The following is a 19,058-nucleotide window of genomic DNA, read 5'->3' on the forward strand; positions in this document are numbered from 1 at the left end:
AATAGGAACCGTGCAGGGTCGGACTGAAGTTCAGTCCGACCCTGCACGGGGTTTGAGGTTTAACGGTCGTGCGAGTCAGTCGCTCGACGTCAGCGGGCGGCCTTGCACGTCACGCGGGTCCGCGAGCGGTGTCACCTTGGGCTCGGCGACGGTGACGATGCCGAGGGTGCCGAGCAGGACCAGGACGGCGGTGATGACTCCCTGGATGGCGCTGCCCTGGGTGGCGGTGATGACGCCGCTGTTGGCGAGTCCGGCGATGAGTGCGGTGATGCCGCCGAAGATGCGGGCGGCGGCGCGCAGGGGCCGCGGTCGGTTGGTGGCGGGGTTGGTCATGGTTGTGCCTCCGGGTTCGGTCAGGGCAGGCGGATGACCTGGCCGGGGAAGATCCGGTCGGGGTCGTGGATGGCGTTGATGCGCGCGAGGTCGCGCCAGGTGGTGCCGTACTGCTGGGCGATGCCGGAGAGGGTGTCGCCGGTACGGACGGTGTGGAAGCGGCCCGCCGAGGGGCCGGTGAGGGTGAGGACCTGGCCGGGGAAGATCCGGTCCGGGTTGCTGATGCCGTTGATGCGGGCCAGCTCGCGCCAGGTGGTGCCGTGGCGCTGGGCGATGCCGGACAGGGTGTCGCCCGCGCGCACGGTGTAGGTCTGCGGCTGTGGTGCCGGGTTGGGTAGGGGCGGCGGTGCCGGGGCAGGGGTGCCGTCGAGGGTGAGGTGGTCGAGGGTGAACCCGCCGACGGTGGCGTTGCGGTCGACCTTCCCGGGGATGCCGGGGACGACGCCGCTGTCGGTGTGCTGGTGCAGTGCCAGCCGGGGGTGGGACCAATCGGGCTTGCCCGGTAGTCCGTTGTAGCGGGCGATCCAGAGGTGCACGTCCGCGTCGGCCCACTCGTCGGGGCGTAGGACGCGGGTCCACCAGTCGAGGTTCGCGTACACGAGGACCTTGCGGACGCCGGTGACCGCGCGCAGGCGTGCGATGAACGCGGCGACGAACGGGTTGGCGTTGTCGCGCAGGTCGGCGTGCTCCATGTCGAGCATCGGCGCCAGCGCCCCGCTACCGAGGAGGCCGCGGGCGCGGAGCTGCCCGGCGAAGTGGTCGACCTGGCCGTTGATGGTGAGGTCGCGGGCGAAGTGGTAGCCGCCAACGCGCAGGCCCGCGCCCTTGGCGCCGTTGGTGTGGCTGACCGAGGCGTTGTCGATGAAGTCGACGCCCTCGGTGAGCTTGACCGAGGCGTAGCTGATGCCGTTGCCGCGCACCGCGTTGAAGTCGGTGACGCGGTTCCAGTGCGATAGGTCGATGCCGTAGTCGGTCATGTGCTGTTCGGGTCTCCTGTGGACATACGAAAGAAGCCCGCCACCGGGTGGTGACGGGCTTGAGGTGGGGATCGGTCAGGTCAGGATTGGACGCCGTAGACGTAGGCGAAGGTGGCGCGGACGTTCCCGGTACCGGCTGTGCGGCGGACCTCCAGGTGCACGCCTCGGGTCTCGTTGAACACCCCGGGTGCGGGCACGCGCCAGGACTTGAGTTCCTGTTGGAACGCAACGGGTTCGGTCGCGAAGGTCACGCCGCTGGGTTCCTCGCGTAGCCGGACTTCCCCGAGGGTGTCGGGGTTGTCGGTGGTGCAGAGGATGCGGGCGTCGAGGTAGGGGTGTTGGCGGTTGAACCGGGCGGTTTCGACTGCTTCCCAGTCGCCGCTGGTGGAGCCGGGCCAGTCGTAGTAGCGGGCGCGGGTGACGGTGTGCGGGATGTAGGGGCGGGCCAGGCCGGAGCCGCTGTCGACGTCGTCGCCGAGGATGATGTTGCCGCTGTAGTCCCAGATGGCGACGTACTGGCGGTATCCCTTGGCGGCGGGGTTGTCGTCCAAGACGGTGATGCGCCACTTTCCGCGATCGTCGCTGATCGCGGTGATCGGTTGGGGTGTGAGGTCGGGTCGTGCCATCCGGCCGCCCAGGCCGCCGACGAAGAACACGGTCTGGCCGTCCTGGTCGGTGAGCTGGATTCCGCCGAGGTCACGGATCTGGATTCCGCCGCTGCTGATCACGGCGTTGGACAGGGTGCCGCGCGCGAGCTCGTCCACCTGGCGCTCCAGCGCGGTAATGCGGTTGGCGAGGTCGTCCGGGCTGGGGGTCACAGGCAATGGGCGTGTCCTCCGTCAGGTGGTCGCGGGGACCGGGGCCAGGCCCAGTTCCGCCGTGGTGGGTGTGCTGGCTCGGTAGGTGATGGAGGTGATCCGGCGGCGACGTTGGCCCGCGGGGGTGGCGCGATCGGCGCGCGGGGTGAGGACGACGTGATCGCCGACGAGGTAGGACCCGAGCGTGGGGGTGGTGTCGGTGCGCACGATGGCGCTGTCGCGAGTGATGCCGGTGCGCACGACGTCGAGGTAGGCGCGGGCGTGCGCGTCGAGCACGTCGGGTTGCCGTTCGCTGCTGTGGCTGGTGATCACCGTGTCGAGCGCGGGCCATCCGGCCCGGGGCAACGCGTCGTTGCTCGCGCGGCCGATCAGTCGCCCGCGTTCCACTCCGTCACCGGGGACCAGGACGGTGTCGGCCATGACCGAGCCGTCCTCATCCCAGCCGTAGGCCACGAGCTGGCGGCCGTCATCGAAGTGGAAGTCGACGCCACGCTGCGAGAGCACGGGTGTACCGACGCGCAGCACCCACTCGATCCGGGACCGGTCGGCGGTGAACCTGGGCATGAAGTGCAGGTCCGGCCCGGTCTCGGCTTGGGTGAGCTGGGTCAGCCGCTCCCCGGCGGTGGCCAGCTCGTACCCGTAGTACGAGCGGGTCTCGTCGCCGGAGCTGTTGAGGTTGGGCAAGACCAGAGGCAGTTCGCCGTGCGGACGGTCCAGGGCGGTCCGCACGATGTCCAGGGCGACCCCCGGCAACGAGCGGAAGGTCAGGACCAGGTCGGCGCGCGGATCGGTGAACCCCCACGACCCGTACCGCGCAAGCACCCGGTGGTCGAACACCGCCCACAGGCCAGCCGCCGACAGCGTGATCTCACCGGCGGCCGGTGGACGGGTACGGGGTACCAGCGGCCCGGCCCACAAGACCGTGTCCTGCTCGGAAACGGCCATGAAATGCCGCCACGGTGCGGTGACCGCAAGCAGATCGACATCGACGGGCACCGCATCCAAGCTGATCGTGGCGCGTGCCGAACCGGCGGCAGACAGTTGATCGGTGAAGTCGGCAGGTGCGTCCAGCTCGGCGACGATCTCACCGGTGCGCAGGTGGCCAAGCAGCAGGTGGGGAGGCACGTCAGACCGCCTCCCTCCCCTGCTAGGGTGCTCGGCATTCACCACAACAGGGCTGAAGGTCGCCGGAAACGACCAACAGCGCCACCTGGAGTCCATGAGGACTCCGGCGATCCTCCACCGGGTTGATGAGACGCCGCAGGCGTCAGGGCACGAGCCCTCTGTTCCGGCAGCGGACTCAACAGGACCAGGTCACTGGTCAGGTTGAGGCTGTCTGCGAGCAGTCCGCTTGACCACTCGGGACAAAGGACAGACAGCACGGTGGATGTGGGGATCTTGTTCATGGTTGCGGCATCGCCAGTCGTGATCGGCGGGTTGATCAAACTCGCTATGTTCTGGCTAGCCATCAGAGATGTTCCGTCGAAGGACAAGCCGGCGATCATTCGCGCGCTAGCTCCGCTGCTTCGCGCCGAACATCGATCGAGCGTCCTGCCGCCATGGCGTGGCACCCGCGCAGACCCACCCAGCGATGAACGGGCTTAAGCCGGTCCGACCGGGTCGCGGGTTACCCGTAGGTGTGTGTTGTACGGGGTGTTGCTCCAGGTGCCGTCGCCGAAGATGCGGGTCGCGGTCAGGTAGATGGCGTGGGTGCCGGTGAGGATGCCGGTGCTGCGCATCTGGGTCTGGGTCCAGCCGCCTTGGTTGAAGGGGCCGACGCCGACGGCGAAGATCGGCCCGTCGGCGGCGTCGAGGCGGAGAAACAGGTCGGCGCGGCACCCGACCGTCGCGAGTTCGGCGGAGCCTTGGCCGGTGATGCGGTAGGGCCAGCCGGGGTCGGGGACGACCAGGGAGTTGATGTCGGCGTTGTCGCGGATGCCGGTTCGGGTGACCCAGTTGACGCCTTCGCCTGCCCATTGTGGTTGTGCTCCGCGCCAGCGTTCGCCGTCCCAGGTTTCCAGGCCGGTGGGTCGGTAGCGGGTGTGGCCGGGGTAGGCGCCGGGGTCGGTGAGTGCGTCGCCGGGCAGCAGGACGCCGACGCCACCGCGGGTTCCGGCGGCGCGGCGCAGGTCGGTGCGCATGGCGGTGCTGAGCTGGCGGGTAGCGGGGGGAAGGGCGAAGGTGGCGAGCGGGATGGCGCCGGGTGGGAGCGCGGGGGCAGCGGGCTCGGGGGCGGCCTTGCCGGTGATGGGCTCGACGACGAACCCGGTACGCGCGTCGCCGAGTCGGGAGTCGTACACGCGGGCCACGATGAGGTCGATCCTGGGGTTGGAGGGGTCGGCCGTGTCGAGTTCAACGCGGCCGGTTTCATCCAAGGTGCAGATGTAAGGTCCCTGGCCTGGTCGTTCGATCACGCATTGGCCGACGCTGATGGTCACGCCCAGGCCGTCGTTGGTGCGCAGGACGGGGCGGAGGTCGGCGATGACGGTGCCGTCGGTGCGGGTGGGCAGCACGCCGGAGGACCAGCCCATGAGGCGGCCGGGGGCGGGGCCGAGGATGGCGCCGAGGGCGTAGCGGGCTTCTCGTTCGCTGACGCGCAGGTTGACCGCCCAGGGGTCGAGTCCGTCGAGCGTTACCGGCACGGGGCTCCTTTCGGGTCGGTCACCACCAGGCCGAGCGCCAGGTGATGGTGAGGGTGGCGGTCGGGTTGGGGTTGTCGGCGTGGGAGAGCACGTAGAGGCCGGTCGCGGCGGGTGGGATGGTCAGCGCGTCCCAGTCGGTCACCACGGCTCGGGTGCGGGCGGGCACGTTGTCGAGCAGGACGAGGCGTTCGCGGGTGTCGATGACCAGGCGCTGTTCGGCGGTGACGGGGTCGAGGTAGGTCAGGGTCGACCCGCCTCGGCGGGTGATGGTGATGGGCGGGGTGAGCGGCCCGGCCAGGGCGAACACGGGCGCCGTGTCCGCGGTGCCGGTGTTGGTGGCGTTGGCGCGCCCGGTGAACGCCTGTGGCCCGAAGTCCAGTCCGCCGGTGAAGGTGAGGCCGCCGCCGGTGACGAAGTCCAGGCCGGTGGTCGAGGAGATCGGGAGGCGGGTCGTGGTGGTCTGCTCGGTGGCGGCGTACTTGCGCGGGTCGGCCGCGACAAGCTGCAGGGAGAAGTCAAGCCAGAGCCCGCCGGGGCGGACGGTGACCAGGGTCGCGTCGTCCTGGACGACTCCGGCGACCAGGTCGCCGGTTTCCTCGGTGCACCGCAGCTCGTAATGGCCCTCGGGGTCGGAGCACAGCGCGGCCAGGCGGTGTTCGGCGTCGCGTCGCGCTTCCCAGGTCGGCGCGTACACCCAGCCGTCCAGCCGGATGGTCCGTGCCTCGCGGTAGACGGTGCCCGGCCAGGACCCGTGCGCCCCGGTGCGTGGCGCGGCCTGCGAGTCGCGCACGCCCGGGGATGAGGACCAGCCGGTCACCTTGTCGATCACCCAGTCGCGGCCGAGCTGGTCGGGTGGTCCGTTGAACTCGCGGCCGTCGACCGTCCAGCGGACGCGTAGTGGAAGTCCCGAAGGCGGCATCGACTCGCACCTCCCCCGGTGCCCGCGCTCACAGGGCCTAGGGGCCGCCGCCGGTGCGCAGCGCGTAGCCGAGCTGGCGGTTGGCCGCGGTGGCGATCGACCACGGAGACTGTTCGGGCTGGGTGTTGATCGTCTGGTTCACCGTCAGCCCCGCACCCGAACCTGTTGCGCCGTAGTCGAAATCAGACCGCACGGGGTCGAACGTCGCGGCCGAGGCGAGCCGGTCAGCAGCACGCACCGCCAAGGGGGTAGCGTCGGCGATGCCGTTGGCGAACCCCAGCGCGGTGTTGCCGCCGATCTGGTGCATGAGCCGCGACGGGCTGGCAATGCCCAGGAACGACAACACGCCACCGACCGCGTCCTTCACGATCTTCAGGAGGAAGTTGCCGACCGCCGACGCGGCTTGGCGCAGCCCGTTCAGCAACCCCTGGATCATGTCGCGTCCTGTTTGGAGCAACAGGTTTCCCAGGTTTCCCAACGCATCGAGCAGCCGACCCGGCAGGCCACGCAGCCACGACAGCAGGTCGCCGACGGCGTTCACGGCGCCGTCGCGCACGCCACGGAACCAGCCCGCGACACGACCCGGGAGCTGACCCAGCCAGCCCACGGCGGCCAGGACGTCGCGGACCCGCGCCGACACCCAGTCCGACACCGAGCGCCAGATGTTCGACACGAAGTCCCATATCGCCTGGAAGGTGTTGGTGGTCCAGGACTTCACGGTGTCCCAGTTGGTGATCAACAGGACGACGAAGGTCGTGATCGCCAACGCGATCGCCGTGAACGGGTTGGACAGGAACGCGAGCTTCATCAGGTTGAACGCGAGCGTGACGGCCCGCACCGTTGTGACCACAAAGGACAGTGCGCTCACTAGTGGACCGGCCACGGCCGCGAGGGTGCCCAGCCCGATGACCAGCGGCCCCAGCCAGCCCGCGTTCTGGGCCAGGAACGACGAGAGCTGGGCGAGCAGCGGGCCTGCGAGCTGGAGGCCGAACACCAAGGCGCCCCCGAGCTGGGCCGCGAAGGTCGACAGGGCGGGCAGGAGGTTGATCAGCACCGGGGCCAGTTGGGTCAGCGCCTCACCCAGGACGCCCGAGACGGCCTCGCCCGCGGTCGCGGCGAACTCGGCGAACTTGCTCAGCACCTCGGTGCCCTGGGCGCTCTTGAGGAACGCGGAGAGCTGCCCGGTGGCGTCGACCAGGAACGCCAGGAAGCCGCCGCCGGAGTCGTCGAGCGCGCCGAAGACGGTCTTGACGATCGACCCCAGATTGCGGAGCAACTGCCACATCTGTGACAGCGCCGAGAGCCCTTCGCCGATCCAGGTCTTGAGCTGGCCGCTTTCGCGCGCGTTGGCGATGAACTCGGCGAAGCGCCGCGCGGCGTCGCTGATCTTGCTCGCCAGGTCGGGCAGGAACCCGGACCCGACTGCGGCGATGTCGCGGAACGCCTGGGCGACCGAGGTCCCGGCCGGGGACAGCGCGGCCAGGGCGGCGCGGACGTTGTCGAGGATGGTCCCGGTGTCGGCCAGCGACTGCGAGGACGTCAGGAAGTCGGCGAAGGACCGCGCGCCGGTGTTGAGTTCGGAGGCGACCCCGCCGAGCCCGGACCGCAGGACCGGCAGGTAGGAGCCACCGAGCTGGGCGACGACCTGGCCCATGCCGGTGAACAACCGCTGCTGGACGTCCAGCCGCAGCGCGCCGAAGGCAGGTTGCAGGTCCTTGACGGCCTGGGCGGTCTCCCGCGCCGACGGCGCGAGGGTGGCCAGGGCCTGGGCGAACTTCTCCGGGTCGTCCAGGTTCGACAGCGCGTCGCCCAGCCCCTGGAAGCCCAGGACCAGGGTCCCGATCGCGATTCCGGCGGCGACTCCGGCGGCGGGGAGCAGCAGCAGGGCGCCGGAGGCTTGGACCGCCGCGCTGGTGATCCCGACGAGGGACTGTGCGGTCGCGGCGGCGTTGCCGATGGCCAGGGTGGTCCCGGCCAGCCGGGTGAAGCCCTGGCCGAGCTCGCGGACCTGGTCGAGCGCCTTCTTGTCGACCTCCACCGACAGGTGGACCGTGTCCCCGCCGAGCCGTGCGACCAGCGCACGCCACCGGGCCTGGACGGTCGCCTCGTCCAGCTCGGCCGCGACGGTGACGCCGGCCGCGCGTTCGGCGGTGGCCGCGATCTTCCGCGCGTCGGCGACGAGTTCGCCGCCGTCGAGCTCGGCCGCGACGCGGACCACGTTGGTCCGCTCGATGCGCTCCAGGAAGCGCCGAAACGGCGCGCCGAACGCGTCGGTACCGGGCAGGACCCGGACCTTGAGACGACCGATCTCCCGGCCACCGGGGTCCGCCAAAGGGGGCGCACCCCCTCGACTACCTGATCATGCTGTGCCGTTCTGCTGTCGGGCGGCGATCTCGGCCACGGTCACCACCCGCGCCGCCTGCCTGCGCGGCAAGCTCGGACGGGGCAGCGGTTTGGGTGGGGTGGGGCGGCGGCGGGCGTGGGCGGCGATGGTGGTCCAGGTGCCGAGCTGTACGGCGTCGGCCACAGTCGCGAGCAGGTGCGCGGCGGTGGTCCACGCCCGGTGTTGGGGGCCACCGCGGAGCGCGGCGACGGTGGCGGAGTCCTCGGGTAGGTGCTCGATCAGCCACAGCACCCGACGCGGGGTCAGGGTGCCGTGCCACAGGTCGGCGAGGTCGATCCCGTAGTAGCGCCGCAGGTCGGCGTACAGGGTGGCCCCGCCGACCTTGTCGGCTAGCTGGTCGAGCCCGAGGCTTCCGGGAGCTGGCACACCTCCTGGTACTTGCGGAACAGCCCGGTCAGGGTGAGCAGGTCGCCGCCGATCTCCGAGAGCAGCGCGCGGCCGGTGGGCTTGGACTCGGCGACCAGGAGCACGACGTCGGCGAGCGCGGCGACCAGCTCGTCCTCGTCGTCCCCGGCCTCGGCGACGGCGGCGATCCGCTCGCCCAGCGACTTGAGGGCGTCGCGGTCCTTCTTCGACAGGCGTAGCGCGTTGCGCAGGCACACGGCCTTGCCGCCTGCCAGGCCCACGGTCAGGTCCTGGATGCTGCGGTGGGTCTCGGCGCGGATCTGGTCGAGCCCGATCACAGTGGACACGAACGAATCTCCTTACATGTCAGGGGAAGGGGCGGTCAGGCGGGCTTGCCGAGACCGGCGGCGTACCACTCCATGACGTTGGAGCCGGTGACCTGGAGGACCTGGGCGCGCACGGGGAACGCCAGGAAGTTCTCCACATCCACCGAGATGTCGTCATCGGAACCGACCGACACCCGGGGCACGTACAGCCCGGCCTCGGCCGAGCCGTCGATCATGCGCACGAACAGCGCGCGCTCCACCGGGGGCGCCGAGCCCTGGACGCCGAACACGCCGACGGTGTCCACGTCGCCCGCGCCGAAGAACAGCTCCATGGTGTTGTTGTCGAGCTGGTGCAGTTGGAAGGTGATGGCCCAGGTGGCGGGGTCGCGTCGCTCGCGCAGTGCCGGGTTCTCCCAGGTGCCTTTCACCTCGGAGTCGCCGTTGTCGCGGGTGATCGTGAGCCCGTCGTCACGGGAGGTGTGCCCGACCACCGACCAGGGATCGACCGGGTTGCGTGGATCGGGCGGGGCCGCCTGACCGGGGGCCGCGAGGTAGACGCGACCGGTGCCGGGGATCAGGACAGCGGAGTCGTTGAGCGCCAAGAACAGGTCTCCACAGGGACGTGGCGACCCACGTGCGCCTTCCCCGCAAGTCGCCTTGCGAATTGGGGGAAAGCGCGCCGCTGGTTAGGCGCGAGGGGGACGGACGCCCAGGGCGTAGGTCCCGGTGTAACGATGGATCTCCGCAGGCTGGCCGGTGAGGCGCAGCGCGCGTGGGTAGGACACGGTCCGGAACGAGGCCAGGTGCCCGAACGGGGTCACGGTCTGCTCGAACCAGGCGGTGTAGAGCGCGGCCCGAACGGCCTCGGCCAGGTCGGCGGCGGCCCGTTTGGAGCCGCGTGCGTAACAGTCGACCTCGACCACGGGGACACCGAGTTGCGCCGCGTGGAGCTCGTCGCCGCCGACGACGTCGATGAACACGTAGGGCGCGCGACGCAGTGGCTCGGACAGCTCCGATTCGACTGTGACCGACGTCGGTAGCGCGGCCCGCAGCAGGAACAGGACCAGGCCGTCGACGTAGGGCAGCAGGCGGGCCATGCTCGTCGCCCCCTTGCTAGAGGTCGGCGGCGTCGCGCAGGACGCGTAGCCCGCGGATCGGTGTCCCATCGGGGGCGTGGTGGCCGTACTCGATGGACAGTGCGGCGTCGTCTACCAGGGATACGGTGGTGTCGGTGCGGCCTCGGGTGGTCTCGATGGCGGCGGTGCCGGTGTCGCGGTGTGCGGCGAGGGTGGCGCGGGCGCGTTGAGCGACCTGGTCGGCGGCGTCGCGGACGGCGGCGCGGACCTCGGGCAGGTGGGCGACGATGTCGGCGGCTCGGCGGTGGACCTCAGCCACGGTTCACCCCCCGGGCGCGGATGACGATGGTGGTGTGGCGGGTGGCGGGGCTGTCGCCGCGGTGCTCGGGTTCGCCGATCACGTCCCACGTGCGGTCGTCCCACTCGACCCGATCCCAGGGACCGGCGGGTGCGTCGCGGGCGATGACGCGGGCGAGGGTGACGATGGCTTGGCCGTTGACGACCAGTTCGGCCGAGCTGATCGGCTGTACGCGGGCGGTGACCGTGATCCCGGTCGGGCCGGGTCGCCAGGCGTGGTTGCCGTCGTCGTCGGCTGCCCAGACCGAGGGGTGGATGACGACCTGGTCGGGGCCGTGGTCGAGCAGGCTCACCAGCGGCCCGCCTCCCAGGGCCTGGGCCAGGTGGGCAGGGTGATCGCGGGGGTGATGGTGAAAGGGCCGCCGTCGGGGTTGACGCCGAGGTCGCGCCAGTCGGTGTCGGGGATGGTCAGGTATCCGGCGGCGGCGCGGGCATCGACGGTGTAGGAGTAGTCCCCGGCGGTTTCGCTGGTGTAGCCGCCGGGGTTGCGCAGGACGCGGGCGACGGCGTCGGCCTCGATCATGACGACCACGTCGCGGTGGATACGGCCGGTGGTGACTCGGGCGTCCAGGTCGGGCAGGTGGGCACGGATCTTGGTCTCGGCGTCGCCGAGCAGCACGGCCGCCAGCTCTCGTTCGGGATCGGTGAGCGGGCGGCCGAGCCGGGCGCGGACGTCGTCGGGGTTGGCGTAGGTCACTGCCCGCGGTCCCGGGTGCGCTTGGCGCGGGTGGTCGCTCGCCGGGCCGGTGTCGCGGGTGCGGAGTCGGCGGGCACGCGGTATCCGGCGGCGATGAGGCGGGCGGCGACGTCGTCGCGGACGTGGACGCGGGTGCCCACGGTGTTGATCAGCTCCATGGGTCAACGCCTCTGGTGGTCGGTGTGCAGGGATTCGAGCTCGGCGACGAACGCCGCCAGCTCGACGCGGGGGTCCAGCTCGACGGCACGGCGGCGGGCCACCGCCGAGAGCGGCCCCCAGGTGTCGGACTCGAGCACGGACCGGATGGTGCGGACCCAGGTGTCGGTGTCGTCGCGGTCGATGAACGTCCCGGCGTAGGACAGGGATTCGAGCAGGCCGGGGGTGGGGTGGGCGATGGTGGGGATGCCGGAGTGCGCGGCCTCGACGGCGACCATGCCGAACGACTCGTAGATCGAGGGCATGAGCAGCACCCGGGTCCTGGACCACACGTCGCCGGGCATGTCCGGGGTCTGCGGCTGGATCTCCAGGTTCGGCACGCTCCAGTCGATGACCTGTGCGCCGTGTCCGCCGACGACGCCGAGGAAGTCCACGTCGGGCATCCGGCGGGCCAGTTCGTAGAAGTGCAGGCCGCCCTTGTCGCGGTTGAGGTTGACCAGGGTGACCCGGTCACCGGGGGTGGCTGCGTGCTGCTCGCCCCACACCGGGGGGTGCACGACGACCGAGCGCAGGCCCCGGTGCCGGGTCGCGTAGTAGCGGCGGATCCACCAGGTGTTGAACACGACCAGGTCGGGCCGCTTGTGCAGCCACAGGGTGGTGTGGTGCATGTTGTTGTGCACCACGTGCACGACCGGTACCCCCAGGTCGCGGCCGAGCTTGGAGGCGTGCGGGGTCTCCTGGTGGTGGGTGAGCAGCACGTCCGGGTCCAGGGAGGCGACCAGGCGGGGCACGGTGCGCTCACCCGCGCCCGCCCGGTGCACCCGGACGCCGTCCACTGTGTACTCGTCGTCGCCCTCGGGTTGGGAGGTGACCACGACGTGCGCGTCGTGCCCGGCGTCGACCAGGGCACGGAGCAAGGCGTGCAGCATGGTTTCCGACCCGGCCCGGTGTGCCGGGAGGTAGAAGTGGATGAGCGCGACCACGCGCACGGTGTCGGCTCCCCTCAGCTTCCGGCGACCTCGTAGGCGGCGAAGGAATCGACGTTGCCCAGGACCCACCCGAAGGTGGCTTCCACGAGCAGGCCGACCAGGTTGTGCTGCCACAGCGACACGAGCTGGCCGTCGATCATGACCGTGGCCTCGGTGCTGACCCGGATGCTCATCTCGTCGGCGAACCCGTAGCGGATCTGGTTCCAGTCGCCGCCGAACGCGCGGACACCGGTGTCGACGCTGGCACCGATACGGCCCGACACGGAGCGGGCGTATCCGGCGGGCAGGCCCAGGATGACGTCCATGCCGTCGGCGAGGTTGGTCGTGGTCTGGAGCAGCGGGCGGCCGAGTCGGTCGGTCGCGCCGATCAGCCGAGGCTTGAGCCGCAGATCCGCGGCGAACCCGGTGAAGTCGTCGGTCGTGTCGTCGTTGACGACCAGCTCGTACCCGGCGACCAGGTCCCCGGCGATGCCGCCCTCTTCCTGCGGTGTGGAGCCGAGGACGACGCGGTTGCTGGTCTGGTTGATGTACTGCTTGCCTTCGACCAGCGCGCCGGTCAGCGGGGAGCGGCCGTGCATGGTCAGCAGGTCCGCGCCCCGGGCGATGGCGAAGGCGAGGTCGTCGGTGATCTGGGTGTAGGTGCCGCCCACGTTCTTGCGGGCGAACTCCTCGCTGACCACGACGATGGTCGCGAGCTTGACCGGCTTGAAGACCTTCACGGCGTATCCGGTGTTGGACACCGGCTTGGCCTCTCCCTCGCCGACCACGCCGACCTCGGGGCGCTGGGTGGTGGTGGGGACGGAGTTCTCTCCCAGGTCGACCGGGACGGTTCCGGCCAGGCGCATGACGACACTGCGCTGCTGGGCACGTTCAAAGATCGGGGCCGTGACCTCACGCGGCAGAAGCTGCTCGGGGAGGTTGGCCAGGGTGACGGGCGGTATCGGGGATCACTCCAAAGGGGTCAGTTGAGGCGGTCCTGCACGAACGCCGCGAACGCTTCGGCGGGGGTGCTGGCGGTGGTGGCGCTGTCGAGGCCCGCGCCCTGGGTGGGGTCGGGGCGCTTGCGGTCGGGGTCCGGGAGACCGAGCAGTTCGCGCAGCCGCGTGGCGTCGGCCGCCAGTTCCTCGTCGGTGTCGCCGACCAGGCGCGCGGCGAAGTCGGCGACGTAGTCCGCGGGGACCCCGGTGGCGATGGCCGCGCGCAGGCGGGCGGCGTCGCGTTGGGCCGCGCCGAGCTGGGTGTTGAGTCGCTCGACCTCGGCGGCCTGGTCCGGATCGGCCGTGGTGGTGTCGCGGGCGGTCAGGGCCTGCTGGGCGGCGTTGCGCTCGCGCCGATAGCGGCCCGCCTCGGTGCGGGCGCGGCGGATCTCGTTCTGTGCCCACTCGGGCAGCTCGTCGAGCGACCCGGCCGCCGACGTGGTGCCGTTGTCGGTGTCGCCGGTCGGCGCCGGTTCGGTCGGCTCAGCGGGGTTGGTGGGTTCGGTGATGGTCACGGCTGGCCCTCCTGGGGCATGGGTGCACCAGCCGGGACCACCTGGGCCTGGCCAGCGCGGGACAAGGGGTGGACCGTCTAGGTCGCGGTGGGATCGGGTGAGCGGGTGAGGGCGCGGCGGAACGCGTTCAGCGCGTCGCGACCGGACTTGCCCTCGGTGGAGTCGCGCCAGAGTCGTTGTGCGGCAAGGAAGGTGGCGCGCCCTTCCCAGTCGTCGGGGTTGTGCACCGGCACGACCAGGCAGTCGCACCGGTCGTGCCAGCGGGTCATGTCGGCGGAGCGGTAGACCGGACCGCGGGAGGCGAGCAGCCAGCAGAACGCGCAGGTCTCGCGGCCGGTGGGCACCCTGGCCCACCGGACCCGGTCGGTCTGGGCGGCGGTGACGAGGACGTCGCGCCCGGCCTGCATGACGTGGCGGGTCACCACGGCGGCGGTGTCGCTGATCGCGGCCCGTGAGCTGGCGCGATCACGCAGACGGGTGCGGGCGGTGCGGGCAACGGCCCGGTCGAGCGCGTCCCGCTGATAGGAAGGCGGGTCCAGCGGCGGCGCGGGTCGGTCCAGGGCCGGGCGCTGCTCGATGTAGAACCGTGCCGCCAGCTCGGCGGTGGAGGCGCGGCCTTGCAGAACGACCGGGAACAGCACATCCAGCAGCAGCCGCCACCCGGACGGGGTGACCGGCCTGCCCGCCAGCCCGCGCAGAGTGGACACGGTGACGGCCACGACCGGCGCGGCCACCCGGTCCTGGGCCTGGCGGTACTCGGTGAGGTTCAGCGGCGATCACCGCCGGGAACCGCGGGCACCTGCGGGTCGGCGACGCGACCGGCGCCGACGGTGTCCAGCAACCGCACCAGCGGGTCGTCGCCCGACGCGGCGGCGAGTTGGCGGCGCCGTTCGGCGCTGTAGCCCAGTTCCTCCCACGCCACCGACACCGGCAGGATCCCGGCCGCGACCAGCTTGGCCACGGCGTCCGCCTTGGCGGCGTAGGTGGGGGTGGCGGGGTCGCGCCAGATGGATTCGAGCCGGGCGGCCTGGGTGGGCACCGTGCCGTCGGTGATGAGCATCCCCAGCCGCATCGCCTGTTCCCAGGCCGCACCGAACGCGCGGGTCCTGCGCTCGGCGCGCTTGACCAACCGTGTCTCGGCACTGCGGATGGCGTCGGCGCTGGCGGGGTTGTCGGTGGACAGGCCCAGGAAGTGCGGCGGCATCCCGGACAGCGCGGCGACGATGCGCGCGTAGGCGTTGATGACCTCGGTGAAGTTGCGCAGGTCGGCCGAGCTGAACTGTCCGACCCGGGCATTTTCGTTGCCCAGGGCCAGAATCCGCCCGATGTACGCCTCCCAGGCGGGGATCGGCTCGCCCGCCTCGTCAACGAAGTCGGCGCGGGTCGCTCCCAGGACGTAGCGCTGCGGCACCGCCAACAGCTCTTGCGCGCCTTGCAGGTTGGTCAGCGTCCGGCACGCGGCGTCGGTCAGGCCGATCACGTCGGCCATCTCCGAGCGGCCGTGCCGGTCGGAGATCCGCGATCGGTTGATGATCGGCACGACCGGCACGACGCCGAGCTTGTGGGCGATGGTGTCGGTGACCTTCCACCCGGACCGGCCCCGCTCGTAGAACACCGTGCGGTCGGGCAGGTACAAGGTCGCGGCCAGCTCGCCGCCGTACCGGGAGGTGTAGAGCCGAAGCGCCGAGCGCACGGCGCGGGTGCGCGGGTCGACGTCGGTGATCATCGACCGGGCGGACTCGGGGGTGATGACCGGTGTGTCCGACCCGTTGTCCCCCGGGCCGACCGTGATGTAGGCGCGGCCGGTGATCAGGGCTTCCAGGTGGGCCAGGCCGGATTCGTCATCGAGGTTGTTCGCCTGCCACCACGACCACAGCCGTTCGTCGGTCTCGGCCGCGCCCGCCAGCCGGAAACCCTCAAGGTCCAGCCGCTCCTCCAGGCTGTCCACCACCAAACGCGGCCAGTTGACGATCACCTGGAGACGGCGCATCTCCGGCGGCAACCCGAGCCCGAGCGCGGCGAGACGCTGCGCGCCGTCGTAATAGGCGTCCGACCGCCGCAGCCGGGAGGCCGTCGTGGACAGTCGTTGGCGGAGGTGGTGCAGGACAGAGAGATCGTCGTCGGGCACGCGGCACCACCTCCGCCCTGTGGGTCAGCGCAGGACGACCACGCGGCGGTCTCGGTTGCGGTGGCGGCGTTGGTACTTCTCCGAGGCCAGCACCCAGCGGCGGACCATGCGGGCGCCGATGAGGCAGACGGCGGCGTCGATCTTGTGTGGACTGTCGCGGCCGGGTTTGGCGATGCTGACCCCGTAGCGGTTGGGGGCCGCGCGCGCGTTGAGGACGTGTCGGCGCAGACGAAGGTCCTCACCGAGGGGCAGCTCGTGCGCGCGGATGTCGGCGCGGGTGCGTTCGGCGGCGTTGGTGAACTCCGCGACCCGTCCCCGCATGTCCCAGGCCACGGCGTGGCGGTGTCGGCCGGTGGTGGACTCGATCAGCAGCCGGTCGCGGAACTCCAGCGCCCAGGTGTCGATGTAGTTCTCGAACTCGCGCACGTCGGCGGCGAAGCCGAGCACGTCGAACCGCTCGAACGCCTGCCGCACAGCCAGGTCGGCCGCCGCCTTGTCCACGCGCCACGTCTTGCCCGCGGCCCCGGGTGGGCGCTCTTGCAGGTGCAGCAGCTCGGGGCGGCCGTCGTCCATCGCGACGGCCAGCAGCGCGGTCGCGTCGTCCCCGGCCGAGCCGTCGAAGAACAGCACGGTCTCTTCGCCGTCCGCCAGCGGCGGCAGGTCGGGCACGGTGCCGCTGGCGTATTGCAGCGCGGTGACCCATGCGGTCGCCGAGGCGGTGCGTTGGTTGAAGAAGTACCTGCGGGCATCTTCGGGATCCTTGGTCAGGTCCCAGAACTCATTGTGGACGATCCCGGGCAGGTCCATCCACGCCGCCGCCGGTCCGTATGCCTCGGCCAGCGCGGCGACCACGGCGTCGATGTCGGTCAAGTCGACCCCGGCCGGGGCCTGGCGGTGATCCCACAGCAGCCTGGCCGCGCGGGTGCGGCCCTCGCGGATGGCCTGGGCCTGGCGGTCGACCGCCTCCAGGACGGAGTCTTCCCCGGGTTGGTACATCGTGGAGGTCAGCAGCGCCCACGGCTCTGCCCGCCGCCGCTTGCGCAGGTTGCGGTCCACCGTCTTGAACATTCGGCGCAACTCCGGCGTCACGTACAGGTGGGGTTCGTCGTAGATCGCCAAACTTTCCTTCCCGCCGTCTTTGGACGACGAGCTGGCGGTGGACGGGACGATCTCCCCGCCCTCGGGGAGCAGGACCCGGGTCAGGCCGACCGCATCCCGGGGGAGGTCGTCCCCCAGCGGCCCCTGTTCGAGGTTGAAGTGGATGACGTCATAGGTGTTGCCGGTCTGGGTCTCCTCGGTGGCCAGGCACCGGATGTAGGGGTAGACCAGCGGACGGCCCATCGGCTCGCCGGGGGCGTAGTGGTAGACGAAGTCCCGCCACCGGTAGACCTCGCCGCCGGTGGCCCACCCGGCGAAGCGACTCGGCCCGCGCGCCTCGAACAGGCCGACAAAACCGGCCAGCTCGGACTTGGAGCGGCCCTTGGGACGCACCAGCGCGGCCCGGGAGTAGAGCCGCCGCCCGTCCGCGTCGAGCGCGTAGGCGTCGACCAGGAACCCGACGAACTCGTCATCGAGCTCGACCTCGTCGCCTTGCACGTCGCCGGGGCCGTGCACGCACCAGTGCTCGATCCACGCCGTGGCAAGCCATCCGAGCGAGCGGGTCCGGTCATGGCCTGGTGCGTGGACCAGCTCACGAGGCACCGTCGACCAGCCTCTTGCGCCGCTCGTCCAGACGCGCCACGGCGGCCGGGGTCTGCGTGAGCACCTGGTCCCCATCGTCGGGGGCGGCGTAGCGGATGCGCAGCTTCAGCCGGTCCTCGTGGGTCAGGCCCAGCTTGGCCGACCTCAACCGCAGCTCGGCCGCCACCGACGGCGAATCACGCCAGAACGCCTCGACCAGCACCGCGGTCTCCATGGCGAACCGCCAGTCGGTGTCAGTCCACAGACGACAGTGCGGCATCCGGCGCACCGCCTCCCACCACGCCCGCGTCTCCCGATGCCAACGCTGACGCCCGCCCTTGGCCGGAAGCTCCGGCGACGGCCCGTCGTAGGCAGTGGCCTCGACCGTGGTCCAGTCGTAGGTCTTGGCGTTGCGGTTCCGGGGGTTCGCCGAGGGCGAGCGTCCAGCCAGCGGCACAGCCCACCTCCGAGCCTTGATCGCCTGGTCACCGAGGTGATCGGGGTAGAGACGGAGGGTCGACATCCGGCTAAGGTGCAGGCGTTCTCGACCTGCTTTACAGCCGTGAACTGTTCGCCTGAGCCAACGACTACAGAGAGCGGGCCATTCCGTGACCAGTCCGTCCGGCCAGCCACATCGGGCTGATGCCGACCAACAGGATCCGATCTCGCGCCGAATGTTCGAGCAATTGGTGTCCGTGCGCGGAGAAGGCGATGAATGGGACTTCAAGGAGACGCTGAACGACCTTACTAGCACCTCCGCCAGGGTCAACCTCGCCAAGGATGCGCTCGCCTTCTGCAATCTGCCGAACGGGGGAACAATCATCGTCGGCGTAACAGACAAGTTTGAGCACGTTGGCTTGACTGCCACGGAGAAGATCGACACCACGGCCATCCGTCGGGCCATCGAGAAATACGTTGACGGCGACTTTGTTGTCGTGGCGGCTGAGCACATACTGATCGAGCCCGGCACGGATGAGGAGCGGCGATACGGGATGGTCTATTTCCGACGCCGCTTCTCTCAGCCCGTACTGGCGGCGCTAGACGGCCAGATCAGGAGCGACAAGCCCGTGGTTTTCCGCTCGGGCGATATCCTCATTCGCCGGGGTGCGGCCAGCATCAGGGCGAATTCCGGCGATGTGAGGCGTTTGTTTACGAACAGTATCGTCCATGAGGAACGTGTCAGGGCGGTGAACGAGGTGTGGAGCTGCCTTGTCGAGCAACGGCGCCTTGTGGGAGGCGTCGAGGTCTTGTACGACCTCCTGATCGACTCCGAGTATTCGGGAGTCTTTGCGCGACCTGATCTCGCTGCTTCCCTTGGCGGTTTGACGGAGGGACGGCACGCTGAGGAAATCGGCCGTCTTCAGCTACGTGTGAGCATGGTCAGGCCGCACATCCCCCAGAACCTGTATCAGCAGTACAGGAACTGTGCCACGCTTGTAGGGAGGATGCATATGAAGGCGCTACGCCAACGTGACGCTGGAATCTTCGTGTCCTGGACTTGCATGGACGATGGCTCCCCCGACCTGTACTTGCGCCAGGTGGCGCAGACGCTCGTACCGCAGAGCGAACTCGATGGCTACTGGAACGGCAAGACCGCAGGTAGCGGTACATATCGTCCGGTCCGGCCGCTCATTGACGCCGCCGAACGTGGCGTGCTCAGCGCCATCCAGGTTGTCCTGAGTGGCCTCGGATAGGACCCTTATCGGCACATACGAGGTC

Annotated in this window: 23 protein-coding genes; 1 reads left to right on the top strand and 22 read right to left on the bottom strand. The window is 70.4% G+C overall.

The window, feature by feature from the left end; genetic code table 11:
* Window positions 1–75 precede the first annotated feature (75 nt).
* From CLV68_RS25740 to CLV68_RS25840, 22 genes are all read right to left on the bottom strand, one after another.
* Window positions 76–333 (bottom strand): hypothetical protein, encoded by a 258-nt coding sequence (locus CLV68_RS25740; RefSeq protein WP_121393476.1) that lies wholly within the window; start codon window positions 331–333, stop codon window positions 76–78.
* 20 nt (window positions 334–353) lie between these two features.
* A complete protein-coding gene (locus tag CLV68_RS25745) occupies window positions 354–1,310 on the bottom strand; it encodes a LysM peptidoglycan-binding domain-containing protein (RefSeq protein WP_121393477.1) in 957 nt (318 codons plus the stop codon).
* Between the two features lie 80 nt (window positions 1,311–1,390).
* Window positions 1,391–2,134 carry a hypothetical protein gene (locus CLV68_RS25750; RefSeq protein ID WP_147460163.1) on the bottom strand — a complete coding sequence of 248 codons (744 nt, stop codon included), beginning with the start codon at window positions 2,132–2,134 and terminating at the stop codon, window positions 1,391–1,393.
* Between the two features lie 15 nt (window positions 2,135–2,149).
* Window positions 2,150–3,253: a hypothetical protein gene (locus CLV68_RS25755; RefSeq protein WP_121393479.1), complete on the bottom strand. Its 1,104-nt coding sequence runs from the start codon at window positions 3,251–3,253 to the stop codon at window positions 2,150–2,152.
* 476 nt (window positions 3,254–3,729) lie between these two features.
* Entirely contained in the window at window positions 3,730–4,770 is a 1,041-nt protein-coding gene (locus CLV68_RS25760) for a carbohydrate-binding protein (RefSeq protein WP_121393480.1), read from the bottom strand.
* A 19-nt stretch (window positions 4,771–4,789) separates the two neighbouring features.
* The gene (locus CLV68_RS25765; RefSeq protein ID WP_121393481.1) at window positions 4,790–5,689 is read right to left on the bottom strand and encodes a phage tail family protein; all 900 of its coding nucleotides are present in this window, start codon (window positions 5,687–5,689) and stop codon (window positions 4,790–4,792) included.
* Between the two features lie 37 nt (window positions 5,690–5,726).
* Window positions 5,727–8,021: a phage tail protein gene (locus tag CLV68_RS25770; protein ID WP_121393482.1), complete on the bottom strand. Its 2,295-nt coding sequence runs from the start codon at window positions 8,019–8,021 to the stop codon at window positions 5,727–5,729.
* Between the two features lie 27 nt (window positions 8,022–8,048).
* A complete protein-coding gene (locus CLV68_RS25775) occupies window positions 8,049–8,459 on the bottom strand; it encodes a hypothetical protein (RefSeq protein WP_121393483.1) in 411 nt (136 codons plus the stop codon).
* Window positions 8,423–8,785 carry a phage tail assembly protein gene (locus tag CLV68_RS25780; protein ID WP_121393484.1) on the bottom strand — a complete coding sequence of 121 codons (363 nt, stop codon included), beginning with the start codon at window positions 8,783–8,785 and terminating at the stop codon, window positions 8,423–8,425. The genes CLV68_RS25775 and CLV68_RS25780 overlap by 37 nt, the downstream gene beginning before the upstream one ends.
* A 35-nt stretch (window positions 8,786–8,820) precedes the next feature.
* Complete coding sequence (locus CLV68_RS25785) at window positions 8,821–9,366, bottom strand: phage tail tube protein (protein WP_121393485.1); 546 nt, start codon at window positions 9,364–9,366, stop codon at window positions 8,821–8,823.
* 84 nt (window positions 9,367–9,450) lie between these two features.
* On the bottom strand, window positions 9,451–9,930 hold the full coding sequence (locus CLV68_RS25790) for a hypothetical protein (protein WP_147460164.1): 480 nt from the start codon (window positions 9,928–9,930) through the stop codon (window positions 9,451–9,453).
* Window positions 9,878–10,159 (bottom strand): DUF5403 family protein, encoded by a 282-nt coding sequence (locus tag CLV68_RS34215; protein WP_170224579.1) that lies wholly within the window; start codon window positions 10,157–10,159, stop codon window positions 9,878–9,880. Before CLV68_RS34215 ends, CLV68_RS25790 begins: the two co-directional genes overlap by 53 nt.
* A complete protein-coding gene (locus tag CLV68_RS25800; RefSeq protein ID WP_121393488.1) occupies window positions 10,152–10,490 on the bottom strand; it encodes a hypothetical protein in 339 nt (112 codons plus the stop codon). Before CLV68_RS25800 ends, CLV68_RS34215 begins: the two co-directional genes overlap by 8 nt.
* Window positions 10,487–10,894: a Gp19/Gp15/Gp42 family protein gene (locus tag CLV68_RS34220; RefSeq protein WP_170224580.1), complete on the bottom strand. Its 408-nt coding sequence runs from the start codon at window positions 10,892–10,894 to the stop codon at window positions 10,487–10,489. Before CLV68_RS34220 ends, CLV68_RS25800 begins: the two co-directional genes overlap by 4 nt.
* The gene (locus CLV68_RS34225) at window positions 10,891–11,052 is read right to left on the bottom strand and encodes a DUF7302 family protein (RefSeq protein ID WP_170224581.1); all 162 of its coding nucleotides are present in this window, start codon (window positions 11,050–11,052) and stop codon (window positions 10,891–10,893) included. Before CLV68_RS34225 ends, CLV68_RS34220 begins: the two co-directional genes overlap by 4 nt.
* Window positions 11,053–11,055: 3 nt before the next feature.
* Window positions 11,056–12,039: a glycosyltransferase family 4 protein gene (locus CLV68_RS25810; RefSeq protein WP_121393489.1), complete on the bottom strand. Its 984-nt coding sequence runs from the start codon at window positions 12,037–12,039 to the stop codon at window positions 11,056–11,058.
* Window positions 12,040–12,053: 14 nt separating this feature from the next.
* Window positions 12,054–12,980, bottom strand: a complete 927-nt coding sequence (locus CLV68_RS25815; protein ID WP_121393490.1) for a phage major capsid protein — start codon at window positions 12,978–12,980, stop codon at window positions 12,054–12,056.
* A gap of 20 nt (window positions 12,981–13,000) precedes the next feature.
* The gene (locus tag CLV68_RS25820) at window positions 13,001–13,531 is read right to left on the bottom strand and encodes a hypothetical protein (protein ID WP_121393491.1); all 531 of its coding nucleotides are present in this window, start codon (window positions 13,529–13,531) and stop codon (window positions 13,001–13,003) included.
* A 77-nt stretch (window positions 13,532–13,608) separates the two neighbouring features.
* Complete coding sequence (locus CLV68_RS25825; RefSeq protein ID WP_483902895.1) at window positions 13,609–14,301, bottom strand: VG15 protein; 693 nt, start codon at window positions 14,299–14,301, stop codon at window positions 13,609–13,611.
* Entirely contained in the window at window positions 14,298–15,659 is a 1,362-nt protein-coding gene (locus tag CLV68_RS25830) for a phage portal protein (protein ID WP_121393493.1), read from the bottom strand. Before CLV68_RS25830 ends, CLV68_RS25825 begins: the two co-directional genes overlap by 4 nt.
* 24 nt (window positions 15,660–15,683) lie before the next feature.
* On the bottom strand, window positions 15,684–17,360 hold the full coding sequence (locus tag CLV68_RS25835; protein ID WP_121393494.1) for a Terminase: 1,677 nt from the start codon (window positions 17,358–17,360) through the stop codon (window positions 15,684–15,686).
* Window positions 17,350–17,862 carry a phage terminase small subunit gene (locus CLV68_RS25840; RefSeq protein ID WP_121393495.1) on the bottom strand — a complete coding sequence of 171 codons (513 nt, stop codon included), beginning with the start codon at window positions 17,860–17,862 and terminating at the stop codon, window positions 17,350–17,352. Before CLV68_RS25840 ends, CLV68_RS25835 begins: the two co-directional genes overlap by 11 nt.
* Before the next feature lie 85 nt (window positions 17,863–17,947).
* Between CLV68_RS25840 and CLV68_RS25845 the strand changes: the two genes are divergently transcribed.
* On the top strand, window positions 17,948–19,033 hold the full coding sequence (locus CLV68_RS25845) for an ATP-binding protein (protein ID WP_147460166.1): 1,086 nt from the start codon (window positions 17,948–17,950) through the stop codon (window positions 19,031–19,033).
* Window positions 19,034–19,058: the final 25 nt, after the last annotated feature.

The organism is Actinokineospora cianjurensis, assembly GCF_003663795.1.
In the GTDB taxonomy this organism is placed as follows: domain Bacteria; phylum Actinomycetota; class Actinomycetes; order Mycobacteriales; family Pseudonocardiaceae; genus Actinokineospora; species Actinokineospora terrae.

Coding starts and splice junctions, on each gene's coding strand:
- CLV68_RS25740 (WP_121393476.1), bottom strand. CDS start 333: ATGACCAACCCCGCCACCAACCGACCGCGGCCCCTGCGCGCCGCCGCC.
- CLV68_RS25745 (WP_121393477.1), bottom strand. CDS start 1,310: ATGACCGACTACGGCATCGACCTATCGCACTGGAACCGCGTCACCGAC.
- CLV68_RS25765 (WP_121393481.1), bottom strand. CDS start 5,689: ATGCCGCCTTCGGGACTTCCACTACGCGTCCGCTGGACGGTCGACGGC.
- CLV68_RS25790 (WP_147460164.1), bottom strand. CDS start 9,930: ATGGGACACCGATCCGCGGGCTACGCGTCCTGCGCGACGCCGCCGACC.
- CLV68_RS34225 (WP_170224581.1), bottom strand. CDS start 11,052: ATGGAGCTGATCAACACCGTGGGCACCCGCGTCCACGTCCGCGACGAC.
- CLV68_RS25840 (WP_121393495.1), bottom strand. CDS start 17,862: ATGTCGACCCTCCGTCTCTACCCCGATCACCTCGGTGACCAGGCGATC.